The sequence below is a fragment of the Nostoc sp. genome (assembly GCF_036917935.1).
In the GTDB taxonomy this organism is placed as follows: Bacteria; Cyanobacteriota; Cyanobacteriia; order Cyanobacteriales; family Nostocaceae; genus Nostoc.
The window spans coordinates 304,219-329,596 of the sequence record NZ_JBALEL010000060.1 but is presented as its reverse complement, the minus strand read 5'-3'; the positions used below and the strand labels follow the sequence as shown (position 1 = coordinate 329,596).

Genomic DNA, 25,378 nt, shown 5'->3' with positions numbered 1-25,378 from the left:
AATAAAGCGGATTAATAAATGGTAGATGCACCTTAATTAAATCATAGCCCTCAGCTTTTAGTTGAAGGCTTTTTTATTGCTGATATTTTTAATAGGTGAAAAAAATAAATTTGCTCAAAAGTCTAATATTCCCGGATGTGGCAATAAATAAAGCGGATTAATAAATGGTAGATGCACCTTAATTAAATCATAGCCCTCAGCTTTTAGTTGAAGGCTTTTTTATTGCTGATATTTTTAATAGTTGAAGAAAATAAATTTGCTCAAAAGTCTAATATTCCCGGATGTGGCAATAAATAAAGCGGATTAATAAATGGTAGATGCACCCTAATAAATTACAGCCCTCAGTCAAAAGCTGAGGGCTTTTATTATTTAAATATAGATGGCAGCAAACTGGGAGCTAACCACACTGCATAACCAAGAAATCCAAATAGCAAGGTAATTAGGGCAGTAATGCCGTAGCTGATGCAAATTAATAAACCGTCAGATTCGATTGTGGCAACAGTCAAAAGTAAAATACCTATAGTGGGGATAGGATTTGTAAACGGAATTGGTAATATTAGTAATACTGTTAATAAAGAGATACAAAACCCATTAATTCGCCAAATCAAAGGATTATGAGCTATTTTTGCCAATCGGGGACGGGCGATTTTCTGTAAAACTTTGGTAAGCCGTCCCAAATTTTGCAAAAGTAACTGAGCGAAGGGACGAGGAAATTTGTAGTTAGCGATTCTTTTCGGTAGCCAAGGCGATCGCTTCCCTAAAACCATTTGCACTGACAACAGTAAACAAGCACCACCAAAAGGGCCAGTTAATCCCGGTGGCATAGGAAGTAAAAAAGGCAAAACTAATAATGTAATTACCAGGCAGAAGCCTCGTTCTGAGGTTTCTGCCAGAATATCACCTAGAGTCAGCGGTTGTTCAGCTAGGCGTTGCAACAGGGACTTTATATCTTGAGAAAATCTCAGATGCATTTGGCGTGAGTTGATGCGAGTTCCCACTTTGTAGTAGAGGGAGATGAGGGAGAATAACTTCTAACTCTGCCAATTTTAGATTTTGGGTCGCACTAAGGTGCGCTTACAGCGCAACTTAGATTTTGAATTGAAGGAAAAATCTAAAATCTAAAATTGAATGACTGCTAACTCCTGATTTATCGAGGTACAAAAACAGCTATAGCTTTAGGTATAACCCGAAAATGAGCAGGTGTGTAGGTAGTGATTTCACCATCTGTATTGATAGGGCGCGGTTTGCGAGTATGTACCTCTATTTCTTGACCTTGAAGGGAGCGTACACTCTGCCAATGTATATGTTGCCCTTGTCGCATTGCAGGTAGTAATAATATCATCTGCCACCAGTGTTTAATCTCCAAGCTATAAAGGTCTAGCCTTTGATCGTCTATTGTGGCATCGTCAGCCACTGCCATACCACCGCCGTAATAGCGGCCGTTACCCACAGCAATTTGCACTGTTTTGACGTGAACCGATTCACCGTTGATTAGAATCTCCGCTGTAAAAGGTCTAGCTTCCAAAATCACTTGCAATGCAGTGGCAGCATAAGCAAATACTCCCCAACGGCGCTTGACTTCTTTGGTAAGTCGTTGAGTAATTTTTACACTCAATCCCATACTGGCAACGTTAAAAAAGTGCTTGCCATTCACACAACCCAAGTCGATGCGGTGTAAATTTCTATATGCAATAATTTTGCAAGCTTCGTTGAGGGAATTCGGGATTTCCAAAGTTCTCGCTAGATCGTTGGCAGTTCCCAGAGGCAAGATTCCTAAAGGCAACTGAGTGTCAACCAAAGCATCTACGGCAGCATTTAGAGTACCATCTCCTCCGCCAATAATTACCAAGTCAACTTGATGCTGATAGCGAAGTATAACTTCAGCAAGATGTTTGGGATCTTCTGTAGACTCCTCAATTAAATCAAAGTCAAGTGTTTTCAGATATTGAATCGCTTCCGACAGACCCTTTTGCCCTTGGCGGGCATGACGATTCACTAACAGCAGTGCGCGGGAACTCATGGGTAGTACCTTTTGTTGTTGATATGTCCAATTATCCGCATTTATGTATTCTGCTTGAAGTTGACTCTAAAAAAGTGTTTAGGCTGTGATGTAAGTTATCAACAATTCATTTTCCTAATACTTATTATATTGTGACTACTAATTTTTAATTTTTCTTTTGATAGCGCTTTTGAGTTGAGTTCAACACACACTTAATCCCCAACCCCTTGCCTACTAGCGTTGAGGAGTGAGAATCAAAGTCTCTTCCTTTTAGCTAAGAGGATGTTTTAAAAGTGGTCAGATGTAATTTTAGGCACTTCTAGATCCCCCCTAACCCCCCTTAACAAGGGGGGAACCGGAATCAAAGTCCCCCTTGTTAAGGGGGATTTAGGGGGATCTCAAACGTTTTGTGACCGACCAAAGAACTTTTAAAACATCCTCTAAATCGGTATTACAATTATTTAATTTTTGGTTGAGAAAGCAATTATATAAGTAGCTGGACAAAATTAATTACACAATGTCATTAATTTTGTCCGACTACTTATGTCAACTACTGCTATGACAGATGGAAAATTGTTTATGAGAAAGCGATCGCACCTTGGAAGCGGCTTTTTCCGATAAATCCCTCTCTTCATTTTGAATTTTGCTTTTATGACTTTTTCGGGTTGGTGTCGCCACCAAGAATTGCTTGAAACACGTCCCCTAGTAAAAAGAAAAACGCCGCCACTAACACTACGAGCATTAAACTAGCAAGGGCTGCAAAGGGAGAGATGATAAACAAGATTAAAAGCGCAAACATCAAAATCTTTAGTACTGTCTTATTCATATTTTTTCAGATTTAATGATACGTGTCTTTTCTACGAATAATCGATAAATCAACCATCTGTCACCTGCCCTCTGTTAGATTTAACCTGTCCGTGCTTACTTTTGTGGTCAAGGCGCTTTCTATGAGAACTGCGAGTGGGTTTGGTGGGTTTGCGTTTTCTCGTCACTACAACTGCGCTTTTAATGAGTTCTTGAAGTCGTCTCAATGCTGACTCGCGATTGTTTTCTTGACTTCGATGTTCTTGGGCTTTAATTACGACGACTCCTTCCTGGGTGATGCGTCGATCGTTCAGCTTTAAAAGCTGTTGTTTATAATAATCGGGTAATGATGAAGCCGCAATATCAAAGCGCAAGTGGATAGCGGTAGAAACCTTATTCACATTTTGACCTCCCGCTCCTTGCGAACGAATCGCAGTAATTTCAATTTCAGTCTGTGGGATAATAACATTGTTGGAAATTTGTAGCATTACTCACAAGGCAAAAGAGAAACTTTTAAATTTGGGATAAACTTTCTTTACTCGGTTTGCTCGGTGAAATCTATCATTACATCTGGGTCTTCATTGTTGTTCAAATTCACCTCTAAAGTCTGTCCTTGGATTGTCACTTTATCGCCCGGTACTAGTCGCCGTCCTCGTCGAGTTTCCAGCATACCGTTTACTTGGACATCGCCACCTTGAATCATCAGCTTGGCTTGTCCTCCAGTTGGCACTATACCCATCAATTTTAAAAATTGATTTAATTTAATTGTGTTGTCTCTAATTTTCTTCATAATAAATAAAGGTACACAATCTTAATTGTATCGTGGTCTTCTCAAGCCAAAGCGTAAATCTGTTAGAGGTTGTTTGAAAAGTCCTCTTGTCGGTATCAAAATATTTTAGATCCCCCTAAATCCCCCGATAAATTGGGGGACTTTGACTCCGGTTCCTCGCTTTTTAAGGCGAGCCAGCGCGGTCTTCTCTACGAGACGCTGCGCGATGGGGTCTCCCCAAGTGGAGCGACTGGCGTGGGTTAGGGGGGATCAAAGTGCCTAAAATCACAGCCAAATACTTTTCAAACATCCTCTTAGACCACATAATCAGCTAGGACTTACGCACTGTACAAATGTCTCGTGATGTGAATTAACGATGCTCCCGGTTGTTTCAGGCTTTTCTTAATTATCCTGCGATCGTAAATAAGACCTCTTGCAAAAGTCCCCTAACACCCCACCCCCAACCCCCTCCCCGCTCTTCGGGAGGGGAGACTTTGACGTAAGTCAAAGGCGGGGTGAGGTTCTTTTTTTGATTTATGCAAGAAGTCTATAGACCAAAATGTAGGGGCACAGCAATGCTGTGCCCTTACGAAAAATGTGGTTTTTAAATTTATTCATATTTGGTATTTATTGTCAATGCGTAAGTCCTATCAGCTAAGTAGAGCATTTGATTATAGCGGTTCTCAGTTGAGTGAGATATGAGATACAAGAACCCCACCCCCAACCCCCTCCCCGCAAGCGAGGAGGGGGCTATGACGTACCTTGTGTGATTAGGAAACGCTATAATTTGTAGCAAATTAAATTTGGCCACACCCTGCAATGCCATTGCGTTGGCGAACAATGCCATTGTGTTGGCTGACAATGCCATTGCGTTGGCTGACAATGCCATTGCGTTGGCTGACAATGCCATTGCGTTGGCAAACAATGGCATTGTGTTGGCAAACAATGGCATTGTGTTGGCAAACAATGGCATTGCGTCGGTGAACAATGGCATTGTGTTGGCTTGCATTTAACAACGGGGTGCATCTCATCATCATTTGTCAAAATATCCCTAGCCCTAGCGAATGGAATTCGCGGCTATACAGACAAAAGCTACCGATCCTGGGTTTGAAATTCCTTGAGTCCGCGCAGGAGGACTACTCTTCTTCTGACGGAGACGCTACGCATAGCTTGCTTCTTTGTTCGCAGAGCGTTCTGCAGGAAAGGAGTACGGGAACGCCAAGGGCGAACGTTTGTATAGCCGCAATTTCTAGGCGAGTCCGCGTACTCTGTAAGAGTTGCAAGCTACGCTTTTAGCGTCTCGTTGAGAGCGTCATAGCCCGTCGTAGACATCGATCTCACAAAAACTGTAATACCGGTTTATTAATCTATAATGTTGATCGACAAAACTGCCAGATATAGCTGAACAAACTAGTCTGGAAGGTTCTTTTAGTGTGTTCAGGGGACTGGATCTATGATTAAGCTTGGTTTATTGGTACAGTCCCAGAATAACTCTTTGGGTATCGGAAAAGTTACGGAAATATCTGATGCCAATGCGATCGTTGAGTATTTCTGCTCGATAGGGCAACGTCTTCAAAAAACTTTACCTTTAAATTCGCTCTCTCAAGTCAAGCTTGAACCCCAAGCTAGATGCTATATCAAGTTCCAAACCCAGGATAAATGGATAGTTGGCAGGGTTTTCATCTGGGATGAAGATACAGAAATGTATCAAATTGATTTACCAGATAAGAAAACTGCGATCGCATCTGTTGAAGACATTTACGTTCGTTGTAATCTACCAAACACAGACCCCATCCAAACTCTGGCGATGAAGGGTCACGAAACGCCCTACTTCCATGACAAAAGATTGGCTTTCGTGAAATCCTTGATTCAGCAACGCGCTGTGAGTCGCGGGATGACGGGACTGATCTCGGCAAATATTGATCTTTATCCTCACCAAGTTGAAGTCGTCCGGCGGGTGCTGGAAGACCCAATTCAACGCTACTTGTTAGCAGACGAGGTGGGACTCGGAAAAACCATTGAAGCGGGGGCGATTCTCCGTCAATTCCTTCTCGATGAACCGAAAAGAGGTGCGGTGGTGATAGTTCCGCAATATTTGCTCAAACAATGGCGGACTGAGTTAGAAAACAAGTTTTACATCTCCCATTTTGGCAAACGGGTAGCAGTGCTGGCGGTTGAAGATGTCCATAAAATCAACCTGAAAGCAAAGATAGGCTGCTTAATTTTAGATGAAGCCCATCATATTGCGGCAATGGCGACCTCTAAGGATGCAGCAGTGCTACAGCGTTTTCAGACTTGCAAAGAACTTGCTCATAAAAGCGATCGCTTACTTTTATTATCTGCCACTCCGGTTCTCAACCATGAGCAGGATTTTTTGGCGATGTTGCACTTGCTCGACCCAACAACCTATAAACTGGGTGATTTAGCAGGTTTCCGCACCAAAGTTGAAAGCCGTCAGCAAATTGGTAAACTTTTGCTTTCTTTTAAAGAAGGTGCAGAACCAAAGATTCTCAAAAGCAACTTGCAGCAATTGCGAAACTTGTTTGCTGAGGATCAGTATTTACTGAAGCTGGCGGATGATTTAGAAAATTGTTTACAAGCAAATTCTACCGAGCAAGAGCAAATCGTCCAAGCGATTCGCGTCCATGTCAGCGATATCTATCGACTACATCGGCGAATGCTTCGCAACCGTCGCGCGGCGGTGGAAGATGTGATATTTGACCGCAACTTTACGCCGAAAGAAGAGTATGATTTAGACGAGCGATCGCTTGATATCCACGAACTCCTTAATCAATGGCGGAGTGTTGCTCCTGGTGAAAAGCAATATCAGCGAATTTTTCTGCTGTTATTTCTAGCTGCTGGGACTTGGTTAGGGATTTTAGAGCAGGTAATTACGGCGCGTTTAACTGCTAAACCTCATCCTAAACTCATCCAGGAGTTTAAAGAAGATGATGTTCGCATCTTAACTACAACCCCCAAATTTTCAGGGGAAGAAGAGATTCTCCAATCCTTACTAAAAATTGTTCGTCAACCTCAAGAGGACGGAGAACGCAGGGAAAATTTGAAAACAGTGCTGCTAAATCAGCTAGGTACATACTTCAAAATTCCTGCAAACGTTCGGAAGAATCAAAACGAATTCATCACGAGGATACAGCAGAGAATCAAGAGACCAATTACTGGCGATATTCTGCCCAAATTTATTGTATTTACCAGTTTTGTGCAAACTTGTGGCGAAATTGTCCGGTATTTGTCTAATACCTTTGGTGCCCAGACAGTAGCCAGCCATCAATTTGGAGAATCACCCGACAAAGTAGAGGAAGGCTTAAATAGGTTCAAGGATAATCCAAACTGCTTTATTTTAGTATGCGATCGCTCTGGAGAAGAAGGACGTAACCTCCAGTTTGCCGATTGGTTAATTCATTTTGACCTTCCTTGGTCGCCTAATCAATTAGAGCAGAGAATTGGCAGACTTGACCGCATTGGCGGCAAAATTGGCATCCAATCTAGTGCCTTGATTGGCCCTTATTTAGAAGATAGCCCTCACAATGCTTGGTATAAAGTATTAAAAGATGGGTTTGGTATTTTTCAACAATCAATTGCCAGTTTACAGTTTTATGTGGATGAGAAACTTGCAGAATTAGAAACAGTTTTGTTTCAATCCAGTGCGGCTGGATTGTTAGAGATGGTTTCACCAATTCAAGAGCAAATTGAAGCGGAAATAGCCAAAATTAGCGAACAAAATACTCTCGATGAAATTGACGCGAACGATGAAATTGCAACCCAGTATTTTCAAGATTTAGATAATTATGATGCTCGTCATCTAGAAATTAAGCGAGCAATTGAAGGCTGGATTTGTGACGCGCTGGGATTCAGGGGACAAAATAACCCAGATTCATCAGAGATGCGACGTTATCAACCGACAACGCGTACCTTGGTTCCCATAAATGACTTAAAAAACCGTTTTGCTGATAGTTATTTAGACCAATTTGGTACTTATAATCGCCGGGTAGCAAATCAGAATGCTGGTGTTAAACTTTTTCGGATTGGGGAAGGATTTATCGAAGCACTCTTGAACTATATAAATTGGGATGACCGAGGTGAAGCTTTTGCGATGTGGCGCACTGATTCATCTTGGGATGCTAAAGAAGGGAAAGAGTGGTTTGGTTTCCAATGCAATTATGTAGTCGAGACAAATTTAAAACTTGTCAAACAAGTTTTACTAGATAACAAACTAGATAATTCTCAATTCAAAATCTTGCAGCGACGTGTTGATGCTCTATTTCCGCCAATTATAGAAACTATCTATGTTGATGGTCGCAAGGAGCCAATACGGGTTGTTGAAGATAAAGCACTCTTAAGTATCCTGCAACGTCCATATAAAGATAAAAACAATAATCAAGGACGAGATTACAATCTAGCAAAGGAACGCTTAGGAATTATTGACGATTTTGTTGACCCTACTAAATGGCAAAATTTTTGCTACCAAGTGCGTAACACTTCTTCGGAATTACTTTCTAATCGTTCCGATTTTATTGAGTTGTGCCAAAGTTGTGCTAAGGTCGCCGAAAAGAAATTAGCCAATAGAGTAGAACAATTACGCCTACGTCTGAACCAGCAAAGTTGGGATAATGCATTAGCTGAAGAATTGAAGATAGAAACTGCTTTAAATGCAGCCATTCTAGAGGGAATTCGCCAGCCGCTTTTGAGGCTTGATTCTGTCGGTTTCATTATTGTATCGGGGCGATCGCTTGTGCAATTTGAGTGATATTATCTGCGGATAAATAGCCATAATATCCGCATTAACTCCGCCTGCAAAGAGGGGTTAATGCGGGTTTGTATTATCGTTATCGTTCGCACTTGTGGTTAAATTAGCGTAATATAAGCAGCAAAGTAAGGCGGCATTATGTTGGTCAAGACTACTAGGTACTGGTAGCGATAGATAATTATCTAGGTAAAATAGACAATAGCTAATGGAACCGACCATAGACCAACTCAAAGCCTTTTTCCGTTTATGTGTTCGCACCAGTAATTTACTACGGAATATAGAATTGGTTAGATTTGATCAAAGAACAAACAGAATCGTAGTTTTGATAGGTGAAACAATTCAGGTAGAGATTCTTAGCAATGGAGAGGAGATTATCGGATGAGCGACTATTTAAATTTGTCAGAAAAAGAACTGCGGGAATACGTCAAAGCCAACCCCCAAGATGAAGAAGCATTTCAACATTTCCTCAGTATTATCAGAGCCAAGCCAGGGCGAGTAGTGGTCAGTACTGATGAACAGCTAGAGGCAGAGCTAAAAAAAAGACTGGCATCCTAAAATCGCTAAAAAACCCCTACAAGGTACGATAAAGCCTTAGAGAGTACATCTGTAGGGTTTTTTTTTGTTTTGAAGGGTGTGGTCACTAACCTGGAATGGTCTACTACGGCGATGGCAGTGAGGAATTGTATTTTGTTATTTTTGACTTTACCTGAAAAATAAGTAAGTATTAACACTAACGATCCTGAGACGAAGTAATTATAGTAAAAGTCGAAAATGAAACGTTCAAATCGCCTTGCTTGGATGGGAGCGATCGCACTCGCTGCGATCGTTTTACTTAGTTTGTTAGCCGCTCCCAATAATACCAAACTTAATGCTGGCTCTACTTATAACCGTGCTTCTGATGGCTATGGTGCTTGGTATGCTTTTATGCAACAGCAGGGAACTTCTATCAAGCGCTGGCAAAAGCCTTTTAGTGATATTCAGCCAGAAAACAGCCCAGTTACCCTCCTACAGGTAGGCGGCTATCCAAGGGAAACGAGACTGAATAGTCAAGAGCGTGAATGGGTAGAAAAAGGGAATACTTTGGTAATTTTGGGTGCGGGGGCGCGGGTTACAGAAGCGGAGTTTAGCACTATACAGAAATCTGCCCAAGGTGATATCAAAATTGATACACGTAGACGATATAAAAAAGCTAACTCCAAGCAAGTTGATTTAGGCGATCGCTTTGGTGCTGTTGTCTGGGAAGAAAATTACAAAAAAGGAAAGGTGATTTTTTCTACCACTCCTTATTTAGCCGCCAACGCTTACCAAGATTATTTAAGTAATTTCAAGTATCTAGCTAGTTTAGTTAGTGAAAAAAGTAACATAATATTTGTCGATGAATATATCCACGGTTATAAAGATGCCGATGTCAGAAAGAAAGAAAGCGAAGGAGATTTATCTAGCTTTTTTGCCAAAACTCCTTTACTTCCCATATTGATACAGGTAGGTATCCTGCTATTAGTGCTAATTTGGGCGCAGAATCGTCGCTTCGGCAAGGCAGTAGCTTTAGATACACCAGTTGTAAATAACAGCGAGGCATACATCCAAGCTTTAGCGGGAGTGTTGCAGAAAGCTGATACCACCGACTTTGTTGTCGAGATGGTGGGTAAACAAGAACAACTACAACTCCAAAAAGCCTTGGGATTAGGGCAAATACTTTTAGAACCTCAAGCCTTGATCAATTTCTGGATAGAAAAAACAGGCGCAAGTCCAGCAGAATTAGATGCAGTTTTAAAGCTACAATCTCGCAAACAACCCATCAGTGAACACGACCTGTTAAGCTGGTTGGGGAAATGGCGAACCATTAGACTAATTCGTAATGACGCTCCTCCGTCGCTACCGCTACGCTAACGTAATTCGTAATTCATTTTTGGGATTATGCATAGTATTTCTGCGTTAGTTATTTATCAATAAAAAATATGAGCGAAACCCATCCTATCTTAATTCGTCTTGGTCAAGGTCTTAATCAAGTAATTGTCGGACAATCTAGCCTAATACAGCAACTCTTAGTAGCACTGCTAGCGGGTGGACACGTAATTTTGGAAGGAGTACCGGGAACTGGTAAAACTCTCCTAGTAAAAGTGTTGGCACAGTTAATTCAAGGGGAGTTTCGCCGGATTCAATTAACACCAGATGTCTTACCTTCAGATATTACTGGTACAAATATTTTTGACTTGAATAGCCGCAATTTCACTTTGAAAAAAGGGCCAATATTTACCGAAGTGCTGCTAGCAGACGAAATCAACCGTACTCCCCCCAAGACACAAGCGGCGCTACTAGAAGCGATGGAAGAGACGCAGGTAACGCTGGATGGTGAAAGTTTGCCCTTACCAGATTTATTTTGGGTGATTGCAACCCAAAATCCTCTGGAATTTGAGGGGACTTATCCCTTACCAGAGGCGCAGTTGGACAGATTTTTATTTAAGCTGGTGGTAGATTACCCCGATCAAGCTGCTGAAAAACAAATGTTACTCAATCGTCAGGCGGGGTTTGCAGCACGACGTTTGGATATTAACCGTTTGAAACCAATCGCCACAGTAGCCGAGATTTTGCAAGCCCGACAAGCAGTCAAAGAAGTTAAAGTATCAGAAGCGATCATTGATTATTTGTTGGCGTTGGTGAGAACATCGCGTCAATATCCTGATTTAACTTTGGGTGCATCGCCTCGTGCCGCCGGTGCTTGGTTGCAGACATCTCAAGCCCTAGCATGGTTAGCTAAAAGAGATTTTGTGACACCAGATGATGTTAAAGCAGTTGCATCGCCCCTGCTACGTCATCGTCTCATTTTGAAACCAGAAGCGATGCTGGATGGTTTACAAATGGATGCAGTCATTGCGTCGGTAATTAATCAAGTACCAGTTCCAAGGTGAAAAAATTAGACCTCTTGCATAAGTTACAAATAAGAACCCCTCCCAATCTCCCCAAGGCATCGGGGAGGTTGGGAGGGTTAAAAATAATCTACAGCTTCACAGAGAATTGGTATAAGCCAGACGCCTCAAGATGATTCCCAATCTAAAATCCCAAATCGAAAATGAGATCACATCTTTAAATTTGCACTTTTCTGCATAGCTTGAAAATTCATCTCCAATTAAAATAAGCGCATACTTCAATGAGTAGAGTTAGGGCTAAAAGATGCAAGATATGACTCTCAAGGTAAGAGGATGTTTGAAAAGTGTTTTGGTGTGACTTTAGGCACTTTTAGATCCCCCCTAACCCCCCGATAAATTGGGGGGAACCGGAATCAAAGTCCCCCAATTTATCGGGGGATTTAGAGGGATCTAGAACTTTTGATACCAACAAGAGGGCTTTTCAAACGTCCTCTAAACACCAGAGAGGAAGGGATTTTTCGTAAAGCTGAAGGAAACTTTCGATTTGGATGAAAATATGGTACAGATAAGTTTGAAAGAACATCAAGTTTATGGACATTTACCAGTGGAAAAAAAACTGGGTATTCTTGTTGTCGATGACCACCAATTAATTTTGACTGGTACTCTCGATGTATTAAGTCGAGAGTATCCCGATGCTGCTATTATTAAGGCTCAGACTGGAAAAGAGACACTTTATCAACTTAAATTTCATCACTTTGACCTGATTGTGATGGATTTATCAATTCCCGATCAGCAAGGAGAGACAGCAGAAATTGATACCGGAATTAAGCTGTTGCAAACTTTGCTCCAAGAATATCCCCATCAGAATTTTATGGTGCAAACTAGTTATGTGAAGGCGTTAATTCGGATCAAACACGAAATTGATAATCATCAAGCTGGGTTTGCGATCGCAGACAAAGGATTACCCGAAGATGAAATGCTAATGCGGGTTAATTTGGCGCTTCATGGTGCAACTCACACGAAAGATATCAAAACAGCGATCGAACTCAAACCCGAATGGTTGGAGGTGTTGCGGTTAGCTTTTGAAGAGAGTTTGACAGATAAAGCGATCGCCGAGCGAATGTATAAATCAGAAAGAGCAGTACGTACTTACTGGACAAAGATTCAGGATGTCTTGGGAGTGTATCCTGAAGACTGCAAGCAAGGTGGTAAGAATATGCGAATCCAAACCGAAATTCGTTCCCGTGAAGAAGGTTTAATTGATTAATACTGGAAAAAGTAATCCGAAAGCTAGATGAAAAGGAGAATCTGGAATCACATTCGCAAAGAAATTGGGTTGTGGTCACAGGCTGCACCTCCTGGGATCGTGGTACTAGTTCTGGTGATATTGATACGTATAGCTGGAGGAATGCAATCTGGGGAATGGATGCTTCTAGATACTATGTTACGTCTGCGTCCGGTAGAAAAACCTGATGAACGTGTGGTAATTGTAGGCATCGATGAAACAGATATTGAATGGGTTAAGCAATATCCCGTTCCAGATCAGAAGATTGCAGAGTTACTCACCAAGCTGGAAACTTATAAACCGCTAGCTATTGGGCTGGATATCTTCAAAAATGTTCCTGTTGAACCTGGTGGTAAACAACTCGCCCAGATATTGCAGAAGAATACTAATATTATCGGCATTCAAAAAATATTACCACCCGGAGAAACTTCTATACCCCAGACTTTGCCACCTGAACGAGTTGGATTTATCGATTTATTTAATGATGAGGATAGCAAAAATCGACGCTATTTGTTATTTACAACAAACCCTAAAAATAATCAGGAAGATAAATATTCTCTAGCGTTACACTTGGTTACTAAGTACTTAACAGTACAAGGAATTGAATTGAAAACGGGGAAAAATGACCCGAATACAATTAGATTTCGTGACATAGAATTACCCCGAATCACCCCTAATTTTGGCGGATATGTTCGTGTTGATGATGGGGGATTATCAATTTTGATGAACTTTCGCAATAGTTATCAGCCTTTTCATATTGTGTCGTTGCGCGATATTCTCAATGGTCAAGTTGATGCAAAATTGTTGCGCGATCGCATTGTGTTAGTTGGCAACCGCAACATGAGCGCTGGCGATATTTTTTATACATCTGCTTTGCCAAACTTAAAATTAAACGGTCAGATTTATGGCATTGACTATCACGCTCATGTGATCAGTCAAATCCTGAGTAGTGTAATCGATAGTCGTCCAATGTTGCATAGTTGGGGAGATATAGGAGAGTACACATGGATCTTTATTTGGGGTTTTCTGCCGATTATTCTCGGACGGCTGACCCAATCTGTTTGGAGAAATCTACTTAGTGTTGGTGTAGCGGGATTTTGTCTGTTTAGCTGCGGGTATATGATGCTGTGGGTGTGGGGTATATGGATTCCTCTAGCACCTAGTTTGCTAATATTAGCTGTGAATGGAGTTGGCTTGAGTGCTTTTGCATTTTACCAGTATGATAAATTCTTGCGATCGCAAATTACCGAACGTCAAAACACAATTCAGCACACTTTTACGGTGATTCATAATGGCCCTTTGCAAACTCTTGCTTATGGATTAAAGCATCTGCGTGCTAAAGATATTCCCTACACTCAACTGGTTGGACAATTTGAAAAACTCGATCGAGAAATTCGGGATATTGGCGAATTTCTCAAACTTGAAGCATTAACTAAGGAAGAAAGTTTACGTTTAGGTAGCGGATTAATACTCGAATTGAAACGACCCCTACACGATTTATTATATGAAGTTTATTCAAGTACGTTAGAACGTAAAGATTTTGAACATTTTAAAACATTAAAAGTCAAAATTCGCAATTTTGAACCGATTGATGATAAATATTTAAGTATAGAACACAAACGGGGAATATGTCTGTTTTTGGAAGAAGCTCTATGTAATGTTGGTAAACATGCCCAAGGAGTTAAGCGCGTTCAAGCATCGGGTGTTTATAGTGAAAATAAATACAATTTATCTGTAAAAGATAACGGTTCAGGGATTAAATCAAAAATAGAAAATAAAGGCACAAAATATTTTAAAATACTTGCTAAACAATTAGGAGGAGAGTTTCGCCGCGAATCGCTTTCTCCACGTGGGACTATATGTGAACTTAATTGGACACCTACGAAGGAATTTTGAGAAAGAATATCAGTCGCCAGAATTCGGAATTATGCAAAAGTTTTAGATAATCAAACAATCAACAGCATTTACCATGAGTCATCAACATTTCGTATTTTGGCAAAATAAGCGCAGACTTACAAGCTTGGTTGTAGGAGTGGTTTTCCTGATGACCGCAGTCCCAGCATTTGCTCAGTTTAAACCACGCGATCGCAAACCAGCTAGCGGAAATTCCCGTGCAGGTGGTTCACGTGGATGTTCAACAAGCGGCATACCACTGACGCAGCTTGCACCTCAGACATTTATCGGTAAAACCGCTTCCACACGTCCAATGTTAGCTTGGTATATGTCAAGTTCTCAAAATGCGCGATTCCGACTGTTTGAATTTGATTCAGCCAAAACCGTTAAACAAATTGGTCAAGTTAAAGAAATACCCACAACAGTCGGGATTAACAAACTAAAACTTCCCCTCGATTACCCCGAACTCACAGTTGGTAAAACATATTTATGGCAAATTGCAATTGACTGCGAAAACGATACGATTATTAGACGTGCAGAATTTACCGTTATCAATCCTCAATCACTCGCTAAAAACCAATTTACTAGCATTCCAGAAAGCATAAATTATTATACTGAAAATGAACTGTGGTATGAAGCACTGGAAGAAGCATTAAAAGCAACCAGTAATGGTAAACTAGGGCAAACTGGGGCAACTTTAGTTAAAGAACTTGCAGAGTCTGAAATGCTGATGGGTGATGACGTAGATAAAAAAAATATTCAGCAACGAATCGAATACCTCCAGAAAATTGCCGGCGAAAAAATATAGCAGTTTTCATTTCGATGCAACACACTCTGATCTCTGTTCCATTCCTCTCTCCTAAAAGGATCTACGGTGTACACACAAGTCTGAAATAGCTGATTTAACCAAGGTTTTACCCCACCCTAACCCTCCCCTTGGAAAGGGGAGGGAACTAGATTTCTTGTTTCCCCCTTTATATCTTGTTTCACCCCTTTATATTATGTCCGCTTGATTGCTTATTAAACCCGAAGAACCCCACCCCCGCCAAAGCTACGCTTTGTCTCCCCTCCCCGCTTGCGGGGAGGGGATTAAGGGGTGGGGTGCAATGACTGTGGTTAGCATAACTAATTATGCGGACATGATATTATATCTTGTTTCCCCCTTTATATCTTGTTTCCCCCCTTTATAAGGGGGGATTAAGGGGGGTAATTCGACTTTTGTGTACCACCGGAGAGAGGCTTTGAATCTTACTCCCCTTCCCTTGCTCTTAAGGGGCTGGGGGTTAGGTCTGTATTAGACAATTAAGAACCGCTATAGAAATAGTACGGAGAATAGAGATGGTGAAAATTTGGTGGTTCGCTGTCACAGGATGGCTGGGATGCGTGGCAGGTATCGCAGTTTCTATTCATCCTGCTTTTGCTCAGTTAACTCCCGATAACAGCTTGGGGAAGGAGCGATCGCAAGTCATTCCTATTAATACAAACAATGACCGCATCGAAGGCGGTGCGGCTCGTGGTAGCAACCTATTTCACAGTTTTCAAGATTTTAACGTAGGTGAAAGTCGAGGTGTTTATTTCGCCAATCCAGAGGGAATAACAAATATCTTTTCTCGCGTTACTGGTGATAACTCATCGAATATTTTCGGAACTTTGGGCGTATTAGGTAATGCGAATTTGTTTTTGCTCAATCCCAATGGCATTGTGTTTGGTAAAAATGCCAGTTTAGATGTGCAGGGTTCGTTTATGGGCACAACAGCGAACGGAATTCAGTTTGGAAATCAGGGAGTTTTTAGCGCGACGAATCCTGAAGCAGCACCATTATTGACGATTAATCCTTCGGCGTTGTTGTTTAATCAAATCCAAGCGAATGTAGGAATTACTAATCAATCGCAAGCAGATGCTGGTAAAAATCTTATTGCTGAAGATGTCACAGGTTTAAGAGTAGCAGATGGTAAAAGTTTGCTGCTTGTCGGTGGAAATATCAATATTGATGGTGGGAGTATTCGCACTTATGAAGGAAATATTGAGTTAGCAGGTTTGGCTGCACCAGGAAATGTAGGATTAAATATTGCAGGTGATAATATCAGTTTGGTAGTGCCTGATGGTGTAGAACGGGCAAATGTTTCTCTCAATAACGCCGCAGAAGTTAATGTTAGAGGTGCGAATGGCGGGAATATCAAAATTCATGCTCGTGATGTGAATTTAGCAGGAGAAAGTAAACTTAGAGCAGGTATAGAGACAGGTTTAGGAACACCAAATAGTCAAGGTGGCAATGTTGAAATCTTCTGGCAAAGGAAACGGTGGTAATATCTCAATCCAAGCAAAAGACACAGTTTCTCTTGCCAATAGCAGCAATATAAGTAGCGCCATTTCCAAAACAGGTGTAGGTAATGCCGGAAATATTGATATCTTCGCCAAGTCATTTTCTGTAAGTGGAGAATCTACCGTTTTTAACAGCAATATTGGTGGTAAAGGTAATGCTGGCAATATCTCAATAAATACAAAAGAGGATACTTCCTTCACAGGTGCCTCTTTTTTGAGTGCTAGTACATCAGGTGAAGGTAATGGCGGGAATATCAAAATTCAAGCAGGTGGTGCTGTGATATTTTCTGGACGCAGTGAAAGACTTATTAGCGGAATAGCTAGCGGCGTGTTGGAAACCGGTGTAGGTAACAGTGGTGATATTGAGATTGTAGCCCGTAGCTTAGAGCTATCTAATAATGCTTATTTAATTACATTGTCTAATGGGAAAGGCAACGCGGGTAACGTTTTTATAACCACATTAGGTAACACAACAATCAAAGATAGTAATATAGCAACATTTATTGCCACAGATGGAAATGCTGGTAAAATTGCAATTCGAGCAGGTGGTGATGTCTTGATTTCAGGAAAAAGCGCTTTGTTCTCCATTCTTAATTTAAATGCAGTAGGTAAGGGTGGAGATATTGAAATTGAGGGGCGTAACTTTTCTTTAGCCGATGGTGCTGCTTTATTCTCTACTACTGCTGGTAAAGGCGATGCTGGAAATGTGCTAATTAATGTTACTGGTGACATTTATTTCACAAATGGTTCTAATATCAATGCTGAGACAATTGGACAAGGAAATGCAGGTAACGTCACCGTTAATGCTGGCGGTAAATTCTCTCTTCAGGGGACAACTCTCGATGGTTCTAACTTTGACACTGGCATCTTTAGCACAGTCGCAATAGATGCAGGATTCACAGGTAAAGGTGAAGGCGGCAATATTAACGTCACAGCCCGTGATTTATCTCTCAATGGTGCAGCTATATCTTCTAGTAGCCTTGGAGATGGAATTGCTGGGAATATTAACATTAATTCAGGTACTGTACAACTAGATAATAAAGGAATTATTGCTGCTGTAACTAACTCTGGTGATGGTGGAAATATTAACTTAACCGCTACAGATTTATTACTATTGCGTCGTAATAGCAATATCACCACAACTGCGGGGTTAGCCAAATCAGGTGGCGATGGCGGTAACATCAATATCAACTCTAAATTCATCGTCGCCATTCCCAAAGAAAACAGCAACATTAGCGCAGACACCTATGAAGGACGCGGTGGAAATGTCGAAATTAACTCACAAGGTATCTTTGGTATGGAGTCGCGTCCAAAGCCAACCGATAAAAGCGATATTACTGCAAGTTCTGAATTAGGTGTATCAGGTGTAATTAAAATTAATGCACCCGATACCACTTCCATTCAAAACAGCTTCACAGAATTATCTCCAAACGTCATCAACACTAATGCACTGATTGCCAATAGTTGCATTGTTCGCAGTCCCAAACAAGAGGGTACATTCTTCATTACTGGTTCTGGTGCTTTACGTAATAGTCCGGGGGATGGATTAATTTCAGTCTATTCGACTGGTGAGGTGCGTAATGTTGAACCAACATCGCGGACTTGGAAAAAAGGCGATGCAATAGTTGAACCACAAGGCCTTTATCGACTTGCTGATGGACGCTTGGTACTCAGTCGAGAATGTCATTAAAAAAGAACTCTTAATAGGAGGTTTAAAGGTCTTCGAGCGTCACATAACATTACCCAACAAGAGGGATAATTCTCCAAGTTTTTCTTAATTGATACTGAAAAATGACCTTTAAAATCCATCCATCACAAGATAGTCAACTATTACCAAATAAAGAAGCAGAAGTTATGGTGAAAATTTTGCGGTTTGCTGTCACAGGATGGCTGGGATGTGTGGGAGCGATCGCAGTTTCTATTAATCCTACTTTTGCTCAGTTAACTCCCGATAACAGCCTGGTAAAAGAGCGATCGCAAGTCATTCCTTTTGATCAAAAAAATGACATTATCGATGGTGGTGCGGCTCGTGGCACTAACCTATTTCACAGTTTTCAAGATTTTAACGTCGGTGTTGGTCGAGGCGTTTATTTCGCCAATCCAGAAGGGATAACAAATATCTTTTCTCGCGTTACTGGTGGTAACTCATCGAATATTTTCGGGAGATTGGGAGTATTGGGTGATGCAAATTTGTTTTTGCTAAATCCCAATGGGATTGTATTTGGTAAAAATGCCAGTTTAGATATACAGGGTTCTTTTTTGGGGACAACAGCAAATAGTTTAGTCTTTGCCAATGGGGTAGAGTTTAGCGCCACAAATCTCCAAGCGCCGCCGTTATTGGCTATCAATGTACCAGTTGGTTTACAGTTTGGTTCACAACCTGGAAATATTACTAGCCAAGCAGTGATTCGGGATTCAGAGGGAAATGTTGTTGATGCTTTACGTGTTGGCTCTGGTAGCACACTAGCACTTCTGGGCGGTGAAATCACCTTGGATGGTAGTTATTTGTTTAGTCAAAATGGACAAGTTAAATTGGGAGCAATCACTGGGGATACAACTGTTGGGTTAAATGTCAATGGCTCCTCATTGGATTTTAAGTTACCAGAAAATTTCGGACGCGCACCCATCAACTTAACAAATGATAGCTTTATCGTTGCAGGTGGCAATAGTGCAATTGAATTATTTGGAGGGGAGATTGGCTTAAATAGTTCATTTATTTTCGGTAGCAATGGCGGCTCAATTTTTGTTGATGCGACTCAATTGAATTTAGACAACGGTGCTGGAATTCAGAGCGCTACTTCTGGTGTAGCGAAAGGTGGTGATATTCAAATTCAAGCCAGCGATGCAGTAACTCTCGCTAACAGCAGTCGGATTTTATCTGCTAGTAGCGCTTCTGCTACGGGTTCGGGCGGGGATATTACTATCAATGCCGGGAAAATCGCAATTACTGGAGATGGAATAGCAGAAAATAGCGGTATTCTCTCTGTATTGAGTTTTGGCAAAGGCAATGGAGGGAACCTGACTTTAAATGCTACGGACTCGGTTAATATCAATGGTGGCTTTGTCTCTGTTGGATCTGGAGGTGCGGGTAATGCAGGAAACTTGACAGTACGAGCTACAGATGATGTCAATATCACTAACCAAGCTTCTTTACGACTCGGAAGCCTTGGTTCAGGTTCAACAGGTAATCTGCGGATTGAAACGGGTACTTTGCGAGTTCAAAATAATTTATTAGGAAGCGGAGTGACAGCACTTTCATCTGGTGGTGGAAATGTCGGTTCTATTTCTATTCAGGCTCGGAATGCGGTTGAGGTGACTCAGAGTAATATATCTACGGGTATTGCTACACCACGAGGAAGTACAACTCAAGCAACAGCAGGGGATATCACCATTGAAACCCAGCGACTTAATCTCAAAGATAGCGGTCAGATTAGAACGAATACTTTTAGCAGTGCAAATGCAGCTAACATTTTTATTAAAGCTAATGAATACGTAGATATTAACGGTTACTCTAGCTATATATCAAGCGATACATTTTATGGCTCAGGAAATGGAGGTAATGTCACGATTGAAACGCCGCGAGTCACTGTCAGTCAAGGAGGAAATATAACAACCACATCCATTCAAAGCAGTGGTAATGCCGGGAATATTACCATCCGCGCCAAAGATGTAGAATTAGACGGGTTTGTTTTCGTACCCAAAGAACAGTTATTGGCTACACTAGATCAAGCTGGTGCAGAAGAAATTTTGTCCGATCCTCTAACACAAGAAATTCTATCCCGATTCGGGGGTTATTCTTATATGAGTAACTTATCCTCGGATGTGTCGAGAAGTAATGCAGATGTGCGGGGTGGCACAATAACTATTGACACAGAACGGTTGCACTTGAGTAATGGTGGAAATATATCAACCTCAGTGTTAATAGGGGGTAAGGGACAAGGTGGTAATTTGGTCGTTCGTGCCACTGATTCTATTGATATTACTGGGGTTGGTGGAGAACGACTAGATGGTTCATTTGCACCATCAGGTTTATTTGCCGAATTACAAACTGGGGGAATTGGTTCTGGGGGAAGTATTGATGTGACAACAGGACGCTTAAACCTCAGCAATCAGGGAGAAATTTCTGCCACTACATTTAATCAAGGTAATGCCGGAAATATTGGGATTAATGCCGAGAAAATTGATTTACGAGGAAGTAGCAGAATTATAACTCAGGTTGACGATGAAGCTAATGGTAACGCAGGCAATATCAGCATCAAAACTCAACTATTAAATGTCCAAGAACAATCGCAGATATCATCAGGAACTCAGGGAAATGGAAACGCGGGTAATTTAAGAGTAAAAGCTGATAACATTATCTTGACTGGTTCAGACAGTGAATCTGCAAGTAGCTTAACATCATCAGTTGACGAAGGGGCTAATGGTAAAGGTGGTGATATAGATATTGCTACCAATCGCCTTAGTGTACGTGATGATGCTGAAATTGTCTCCGGCAGCCTCGGTACAGGTAACGCTGGAAATATTAGAATTAAAGCTAATTTTATCGAAATTCTGGGAAAAGGTAGTGCGATCGCTTCTTTGACAAATGCAGGTAATGGTGGTGACATTACACTCGATATCGCTGATTTATTACTTTTGCGCGATCGCGGTTTAATTTCAACCACCGCAGGTAGAAGTCAAGCTGGTGGCAATGGCGGTAACATCAATATCAACTCTAAATTTATCGTCGCTATCCCCGAAGAAAACAGCGATATCAGCGCCAATGCATACACTGGTTCCGGTGGGAAAGTCCAAATCAACTCACAAGGTATTTTCGGTATTGAGTCACGGACAAAACCAACCGAAAAAAGCGATATTACTGCAAGTTCTCAATTAGGCGTTTCAGGCATAACAAATATTAACGCACCCGATACCACTTCTATTCAAAACAGCTTCACTGGAGCATTTCCAAACGTCATCGACACCAATGCACTTATCGCCAATAGTTGCGTTTCACGCAGTTCCAAGCAAGAGGGTACATTCTTCATTACTGGTTCTGGTGCTTTACGTAATAGTCCGGGAGATCGATTAATTTCAAGCTATTCGACAGGTGAGGTGCGTAATGTTGAACCAACATCGCAGACTTGGAAAAAAGGCGATGCAATAATTGAACCACAAGGGCTTTATCGACTTGCTGATGGACGCTTGGTACTCAGTCGAGAATGTCACTGAAGGTTATGAAACTGTAAGTTAATTTCTACTCATATAGCAATCCGATTTGATTTCTAAACTTAAGTAGGTAGGCACAAATAAACCTAACTATGTAACGAAAAGTAAAAGCGGTGAAAACCTTGTGATTGCTTGTCTACGACACGCTACGCGAACACTCCACTTCGTTACGTACCCTGCGGGAACGCCAAGGGCGAACGCAATGACATAGTTATAAATTTTCTCACCTACCTACTTATTTGCGTAGGAGGCAAGAGGCAATAGGCAATAGCCAAGAAGTCTCTTTGAGTTGTACTGAATTTTTTCAGAAATCAAATATGAGTCCTATCTCTGATCTATGATGGGTTGCTAGAACCCCGACTTCTCAAAGAAGTCGGGGTTCTGACTTCACTTAGAATTATTGAATAATAATTCCAAGTGAAGTGAAATATATTCAAAGCCAATTACCGATCGCAATCATTGGTGCCCAATACGCAGGATGATCATACGTAATATTAATACCTTCAGATGGTGGTAATTTCTTAGCATGAATCATTCTAATTTGGGCTTGTTGCAAAGCCTCGGCAATACTCATGCCAGCGTTGCGATAGTTGGTGTAAAATGTTTTGACTAGTTCCGATGTCGATTGATCGTTAACACTCCACAAAGATGCGATCGCACTTTTAACCCCAACTTGCAATGCAACTCCAGCTAATCCTAGTGTGGCACGATCATCGCCAACTGCGGTTTCACAGGCAGTTAGTGTGAGTAGTTCGACGCTATCCGATTTGCTGTTGAGGTTTCGGAGTGAGTTTTCTAATTGGCTAATGGTAAGTTTTTGGTTTTTCCCTGTGACAATGAAGGTGTCTTCGGGAATGATGCCAAATTGAGCGTGACTAGCTATATGAACAATGGGATATGTGGTTTTATCAAGTTTTTCCTGAAAACTTTCGGGGAGAAAATTATCGTCAATCAGGGGGGTATGATTGGGAAATATACTTTCAACTGCACTGATTTCATCGGGAACCGCAAAAAGCTGTTCAAAAGTCTTGCCGTCGATGGTGGCTTCTTTTGTCAAACCCAAAATTAACGCCTTTTGCGTACTGCGATCGCGTAGTTTAGGTGTGGTAAGTCGTAAACTGGGAGTTGTGGCAACTGCGTAAGTTTCGACTAAATATTTCTGTTGTTGGCTGTCATAAAGTGCCGCCATTGGAACGGTACGCAAAAACCCATCCTGAATAAATACCAGAGTTTTGACTTTCTCCGGTTTTATATCCTCTGCAAAGGGGCGAATTATCCAATCATAAAGCTGTGATGCAATTGTTGTATCGTAGTTAATTTCTTCTTTTTTAACTAGTCCTGTGCGAAACTCAGCAATTTTTTTCTGTAGGCTATCGCTGCTAACTATTTTGTTTGTACCTTCTTGATTGAAGTCTGAAATCCACTTAAATTTGGTTGTCTGATTGGGTAACTGCAATAATATCCCGGTTTTGCCATTCAAAATTATTGAACTCAAAAACCCAGTATTCTTAAACGCTACACTATTATCTTCGAGGAGTTCACCTACCTGTTTGGGATTCAACCCACTCAAAATGCAATCATTGCCAAAATAATTCTGTAATTCTGCGAGTTTTAACGCATCAATGGTGTTAACTACTTTCGATAGTTCCTTTGCACGTCCTTCGTCTCCAATTGCCCCAACTCCTAGCAAATCGAGCCGCGACTGTGCCAATGTCCGGTATAATGGCCGAACGACATCGCGGAAGTCAAACTGGACATCGCGTTCGGCGGTCAAAATATCCTGGCGGATATCTTCTAAGGTATCAAATGCTCGCTGATAAGATGCGATCGCTTCTTCTTTTCGCTTTTGTTTATCTAAAATCCGTCCTGCTTGCCACTCCCACAAATACAAGCTATCTTTTGCACTCAACTTGCTATCTGCTGCGATGATAGCAGTTTGGGTATATTTTAATGCTTTTTGATTATCTGAGCTACATTCCCAGAAATGACCCAAAGCACCATTAGAATAAGAAATTAGGCGATTATCTTGTAAATTTTTACTTGTTAATACTGAGCTTTCGAGCAAATTTAATGCTTCGTTGTCACCAGATAAAATCAGCTGAGTTGGACAGTAGGTAAAGGGTGAAGTTCCTTTAGCATCGCGCTGCAAGTATGCTAAATCAATTGCCCCATAGACTTTTGTGGCTGAATCGGGCAAACCTTCGAGAACTTTTAAAGCATCCTTAAGGGTTTTGTGAAACTCCTGATCATTAATCAATTTGCTCTTATTTATCTGTGAATCCAACTGAATTAAATTTAATAATCCCCGCATCTCTGCTAAAGCTTGTTTTTCATTGTGGGCGAATTTTATACTATCCTGAAAATATTGATGCGCTTTATCGTAGTCTTCTTGTGACTTTTTATTAAATTCTTGTTCTTTACTAGAAATACCAGCCTTATTTGCAGAATCGGCTTGTAACTCTCGCAATTCACCGCGACTTTTGTAAGCATTACCCAAACTATTAAATACCAAAAATTTAGATTCGGGTGTAACTTGTTGCGCTGTGTCTAAATACTTAATTGCTTCGTCGTAACTTCCAATTAAGCGATATGCTTCACCGAGAATACCCAAAGCCGCAACCTCACCGCGTTTGTCGTTGTATTTGGTGGCAATTTGTTCAGCACTTTCTGGAGTGCATTTTATTTGTTGACTTGGTTGATTTTCGGAGATTTTCGACTTATCTACTAGTTGACCACACAAAAGTGCGATCGCTTTGCGAGGCTGTCCCAAATTGCTGTAAACTTGGGCAAGTTCTGACTTCATGCGTCCGACTTGCTGAATATTTTCCACCGTATTATAGTCATTAATTGCCGCCGATAACGATGCGATCGCAGCTTTATTTTCTCCTATTTGTTGGTAAGCACGCGCCAAATTTTCATTCACGACCGCCGTCACTGACGGATTATTTTTATCCTGATTTAATGCCTCTTGCCAATTTTTTATTGCCTTAAAAAAATCTCCGGCATTATAGTCTTTAATTCCTTGTTCAACTAGTGCACTGACATTTGGAGTTTGTGCAGATACAACTTGTCCAAATAATAAACAAATTACGAGGGTTGCCAAAAATAATACTTTAATCAATCGATGGCGATTTAGTTTTTGGTATTGCTGGGTGAAGAGATGAATTAGCCTTTTACAGAGAGAAATTCCAGCGACGGAATCAGCTACTCGAAATTTTGGTAGTCGTAAAGGTGCAGAGAGTAAGAGTTTAAGATATTTCTTTGGGGATTTCATCATTTTAATTTAGCAACACCTGGTTATGGTATTCGTTATAGATTTGGAAAAAAGGCGACCCAATAATTAAACCACAAGGATTATATCGATTATCCAATGAGTACTTAATCTTGAGTCGAAGTTGTTCAAAATAAATATTGCACATATCGGGAAAATCGCATACACAGTTTTCTGCAAAATGCTATGCACAAT

The 25,378-nt window shown here is 41.1% G+C and carries 18 protein-coding genes; 11 read left to right on the top strand and 7 right to left on the bottom strand.

Features of this window, described 5'->3' with window-relative positions; translation table 11 throughout:
• Nucleotides 1-365: 365 nt before the first annotated feature.
• From V7K62_RS26435 to V7K62_RS26410, 6 genes are all read right to left on the bottom strand, one after another.
• Nucleotides 366-971 carry an exopolysaccharide biosynthesis protein gene (locus tag V7K62_RS26435; RefSeq protein ID WP_334869357.1) on the bottom strand — a complete coding sequence of 202 codons (606 nt, stop codon included), beginning with the start codon at nt 969-971 and terminating at the stop codon, nt 366-368.
• Nucleotides 972-1,147: 176 nt separating this feature from the next.
• Nucleotides 1,148-2,020, bottom strand: coding sequence for a lipid kinase (locus V7K62_RS26430; protein WP_334869354.1), 873 nt, complete (start codon nt 2,018-2,020; stop codon nt 1,148-1,150).
• 628 nt (nt 2,021-2,648) lie between these two features.
• On the bottom strand, nt 2,649-2,825 hold the full coding sequence (locus V7K62_RS26425) for a hypothetical protein (RefSeq protein ID WP_334869352.1): 177 nt from the start codon (nt 2,823-2,825) through the stop codon (nt 2,649-2,651).
• A gap of 49 nt (nt 2,826-2,874) precedes the next feature.
• A complete protein-coding gene (arfB, locus tag V7K62_RS26420; protein WP_334869350.1) occupies nt 2,875-3,291 on the bottom strand; it encodes an alternative ribosome rescue aminoacyl-tRNA hydrolase ArfB in 417 nt (138 codons plus the stop codon).
• 47 nt (nt 3,292-3,338) lie between these two features.
• Nucleotides 3,339-3,593 (bottom strand): RNA-binding S4 domain-containing protein, encoded by a 255-nt coding sequence (locus V7K62_RS26415; protein ID WP_334869348.1) that lies wholly within the window; start codon nt 3,591-3,593, stop codon nt 3,339-3,341.
• A gap of 776 nt (nt 3,594-4,369) precedes the next feature.
• The gene (locus tag V7K62_RS26410) at nt 4,370-4,588 is read right to left on the bottom strand and encodes a hypothetical protein (protein ID WP_334869347.1); all 219 of its coding nucleotides are present in this window, start codon (nt 4,586-4,588) and stop codon (nt 4,370-4,372) included.
• A gap of 437 nt (nt 4,589-5,025) precedes the next feature.
• On the opposite strand from V7K62_RS26410, the gene dpdE reads away from it, so the two are divergent.
• From dpdE to V7K62_RS26355, 11 genes are all read left to right on the top strand, one after another.
• Nucleotides 5,026-8,337 carry a protein DpdE gene (gene dpdE / locus V7K62_RS26405; protein WP_334869346.1) on the top strand — a complete coding sequence of 1,104 codons (3,312 nt, stop codon included), beginning with the start codon at nt 5,026-5,028 and terminating at the stop codon, nt 8,335-8,337.
• A 205-nt stretch (nt 8,338-8,542) separates the two neighbouring features.
• The gene (locus V7K62_RS26400) at nt 8,543-8,719 is read left to right on the top strand and encodes a DUF6888 family protein (RefSeq protein WP_334869344.1); all 177 of its coding nucleotides are present in this window, start codon (nt 8,543-8,545) and stop codon (nt 8,717-8,719) included.
• Nucleotides 8,716-8,892, top strand: a complete 177-nt coding sequence (locus tag V7K62_RS26395) for a DUF6887 family protein (protein WP_334829753.1) — start codon at nt 8,716-8,718, stop codon at nt 8,890-8,892. The genes V7K62_RS26400 and V7K62_RS26395 overlap by 4 nt, the downstream gene beginning before the upstream one ends.
• Before the next feature lie 216 nt (nt 8,893-9,108).
• Nucleotides 9,109-10,227, top strand: coding sequence for a DUF4350 domain-containing protein (locus V7K62_RS26390; RefSeq protein ID WP_334869342.1), 1,119 nt, complete (start codon nt 9,109-9,111; stop codon nt 10,225-10,227).
• A 68-nt stretch (nt 10,228-10,295) separates the two neighbouring features.
• The gene (locus V7K62_RS26385) at nt 10,296-11,246 is read left to right on the top strand and encodes an AAA family ATPase (RefSeq protein WP_334869339.1); all 951 of its coding nucleotides are present in this window, start codon (nt 10,296-10,298) and stop codon (nt 11,244-11,246) included.
• A gap of 514 nt (nt 11,247-11,760) precedes the next feature.
• On the top strand, nt 11,761-12,471 hold the full coding sequence (locus V7K62_RS26380) for a response regulator transcription factor (RefSeq protein ID WP_334869337.1): 711 nt from the start codon (nt 11,761-11,763) through the stop codon (nt 12,469-12,471).
• A 27-nt stretch (nt 12,472-12,498) separates the two neighbouring features.
• Nucleotides 12,499-14,385 carry a sensor histidine kinase gene (locus V7K62_RS26375; protein ID WP_334869335.1) on the top strand — a complete coding sequence of 629 codons (1,887 nt, stop codon included), beginning with the start codon at nt 12,499-12,501 and terminating at the stop codon, nt 14,383-14,385.
• Between the two features lie 73 nt (nt 14,386-14,458).
• Nucleotides 14,459-15,190, top strand: a complete 732-nt coding sequence (locus V7K62_RS26370; RefSeq protein WP_334869333.1) for a DUF928 domain-containing protein — start codon at nt 14,459-14,461, stop codon at nt 15,188-15,190.
• Between the two features lie 530 nt (nt 15,191-15,720).
• Nucleotides 15,721-16,689 carry a filamentous hemagglutinin N-terminal domain-containing protein gene (locus V7K62_RS26365; protein ID WP_334869331.1) on the top strand — a complete coding sequence of 323 codons (969 nt, stop codon included), beginning with the start codon at nt 15,721-15,723 and terminating at the stop codon, nt 16,687-16,689.
• Nucleotides 16,655-18,394: a beta strand repeat-containing protein gene (locus tag V7K62_RS26360; protein WP_334869329.1), complete on the top strand. Its 1,740-nt coding sequence runs from the start codon at nt 16,655-16,657 to the stop codon at nt 18,392-18,394. Before V7K62_RS26365 ends, V7K62_RS26360 begins: the two co-directional genes overlap by 35 nt.
• 101 nt (nt 18,395-18,495) lie before the next feature.
• Nucleotides 18,496-21,915, top strand: coding sequence for a two-partner secretion domain-containing protein (locus V7K62_RS26355; protein WP_334869327.1), 3,420 nt, complete (start codon nt 18,496-18,498; stop codon nt 21,913-21,915).
• 430 nt (nt 21,916-22,345) lie between these two features.
• Here V7K62_RS26355 and V7K62_RS26350 read toward each other — a convergent pair whose 3' ends face one another.
• Nucleotides 22,346-25,189 (bottom strand): CHAT domain-containing protein, encoded by a 2,844-nt coding sequence (locus V7K62_RS26350; RefSeq protein WP_334869325.1) that lies wholly within the window; start codon nt 25,187-25,189, stop codon nt 22,346-22,348.
• Between the last annotated feature and the right edge of the window lie 189 nt (nt 25,190-25,378).

What these genes read in the sequence shown, in the direction of transcription:
- V7K62_RS26435 (WP_334869357.1), bottom strand. Translation starts at nt 971, where the DNA reads ATGCATCTGAGATTTTCTCAAGATATAAAGTCCCTGTTGCAACGCCTA.
- V7K62_RS26430 (WP_334869354.1), bottom strand. Translation starts at nt 2,020, where the DNA reads ATGAGTTCCCGCGCACTGCTGTTAGTGAATCGTCATGCCCGCCAAGGG.
- V7K62_RS26425 (WP_334869352.1), bottom strand. Translation starts at nt 2,825, where the DNA reads ATGAATAAGACAGTACTAAAGATTTTGATGTTTGCGCTTTTAATCTTG.
- arfB (WP_334869350.1), bottom strand. Translation starts at nt 3,291, where the DNA reads ATGCTACAAATTTCCAACAATGTTATTATCCCACAGACTGAAATTGAA.
- V7K62_RS26415 (WP_334869348.1), bottom strand. Translation starts at nt 3,593, where the DNA reads ATGAAGAAAATTAGAGACAACACAATTAAATTAAATCAATTTTTAAAA.
- dpdE (WP_334869346.1), top strand. Translation starts at nt 5,026, where the DNA reads ATGATTAAGCTTGGTTTATTGGTACAGTCCCAGAATAACTCTTTGGGT.
- V7K62_RS26400 (WP_334869344.1), top strand. Translation starts at nt 8,543, where the DNA reads ATGGAACCGACCATAGACCAACTCAAAGCCTTTTTCCGTTTATGTGTT.
- V7K62_RS26395 (WP_334829753.1), top strand. Translation starts at nt 8,716, where the DNA reads ATGAGCGACTATTTAAATTTGTCAGAAAAAGAACTGCGGGAATACGTC.
- V7K62_RS26390 (WP_334869342.1), top strand. Translation starts at nt 9,109, where the DNA reads ATGAAACGTTCAAATCGCCTTGCTTGGATGGGAGCGATCGCACTCGCT.
- V7K62_RS26385 (WP_334869339.1), top strand. Translation starts at nt 10,296, where the DNA reads ATGAGCGAAACCCATCCTATCTTAATTCGTCTTGGTCAAGGTCTTAAT.
- V7K62_RS26380 (WP_334869337.1), top strand. Translation starts at nt 11,761, where the DNA reads ATGGTACAGATAAGTTTGAAAGAACATCAAGTTTATGGACATTTACCA.
- V7K62_RS26375 (WP_334869335.1), top strand. Translation starts at nt 12,499, where the DNA reads ATGAAAAGGAGAATCTGGAATCACATTCGCAAAGAAATTGGGTTGTGG.
- V7K62_RS26370 (WP_334869333.1), top strand. Translation starts at nt 14,459, where the DNA reads ATGAGTCATCAACATTTCGTATTTTGGCAAAATAAGCGCAGACTTACA.
- V7K62_RS26365 (WP_334869331.1), top strand. Translation starts at nt 15,721, where the DNA reads ATGGTGAAAATTTGGTGGTTCGCTGTCACAGGATGGCTGGGATGCGTG.
- V7K62_RS26360 (WP_334869329.1), top strand. Translation starts at nt 16,655, where the DNA reads ATGTTGAAATCTTCTGGCAAAGGAAACGGTGGTAATATCTCAATCCAA.
- V7K62_RS26355 (WP_334869327.1), top strand. Translation starts at nt 18,496, where the DNA reads ATGACCTTTAAAATCCATCCATCACAAGATAGTCAACTATTACCAAAT.
- V7K62_RS26350 (WP_334869325.1), bottom strand. Translation starts at nt 25,189, where the DNA reads ATGATGAAATCCCCAAAGAAATATCTTAAACTCTTACTCTCTGCACCT.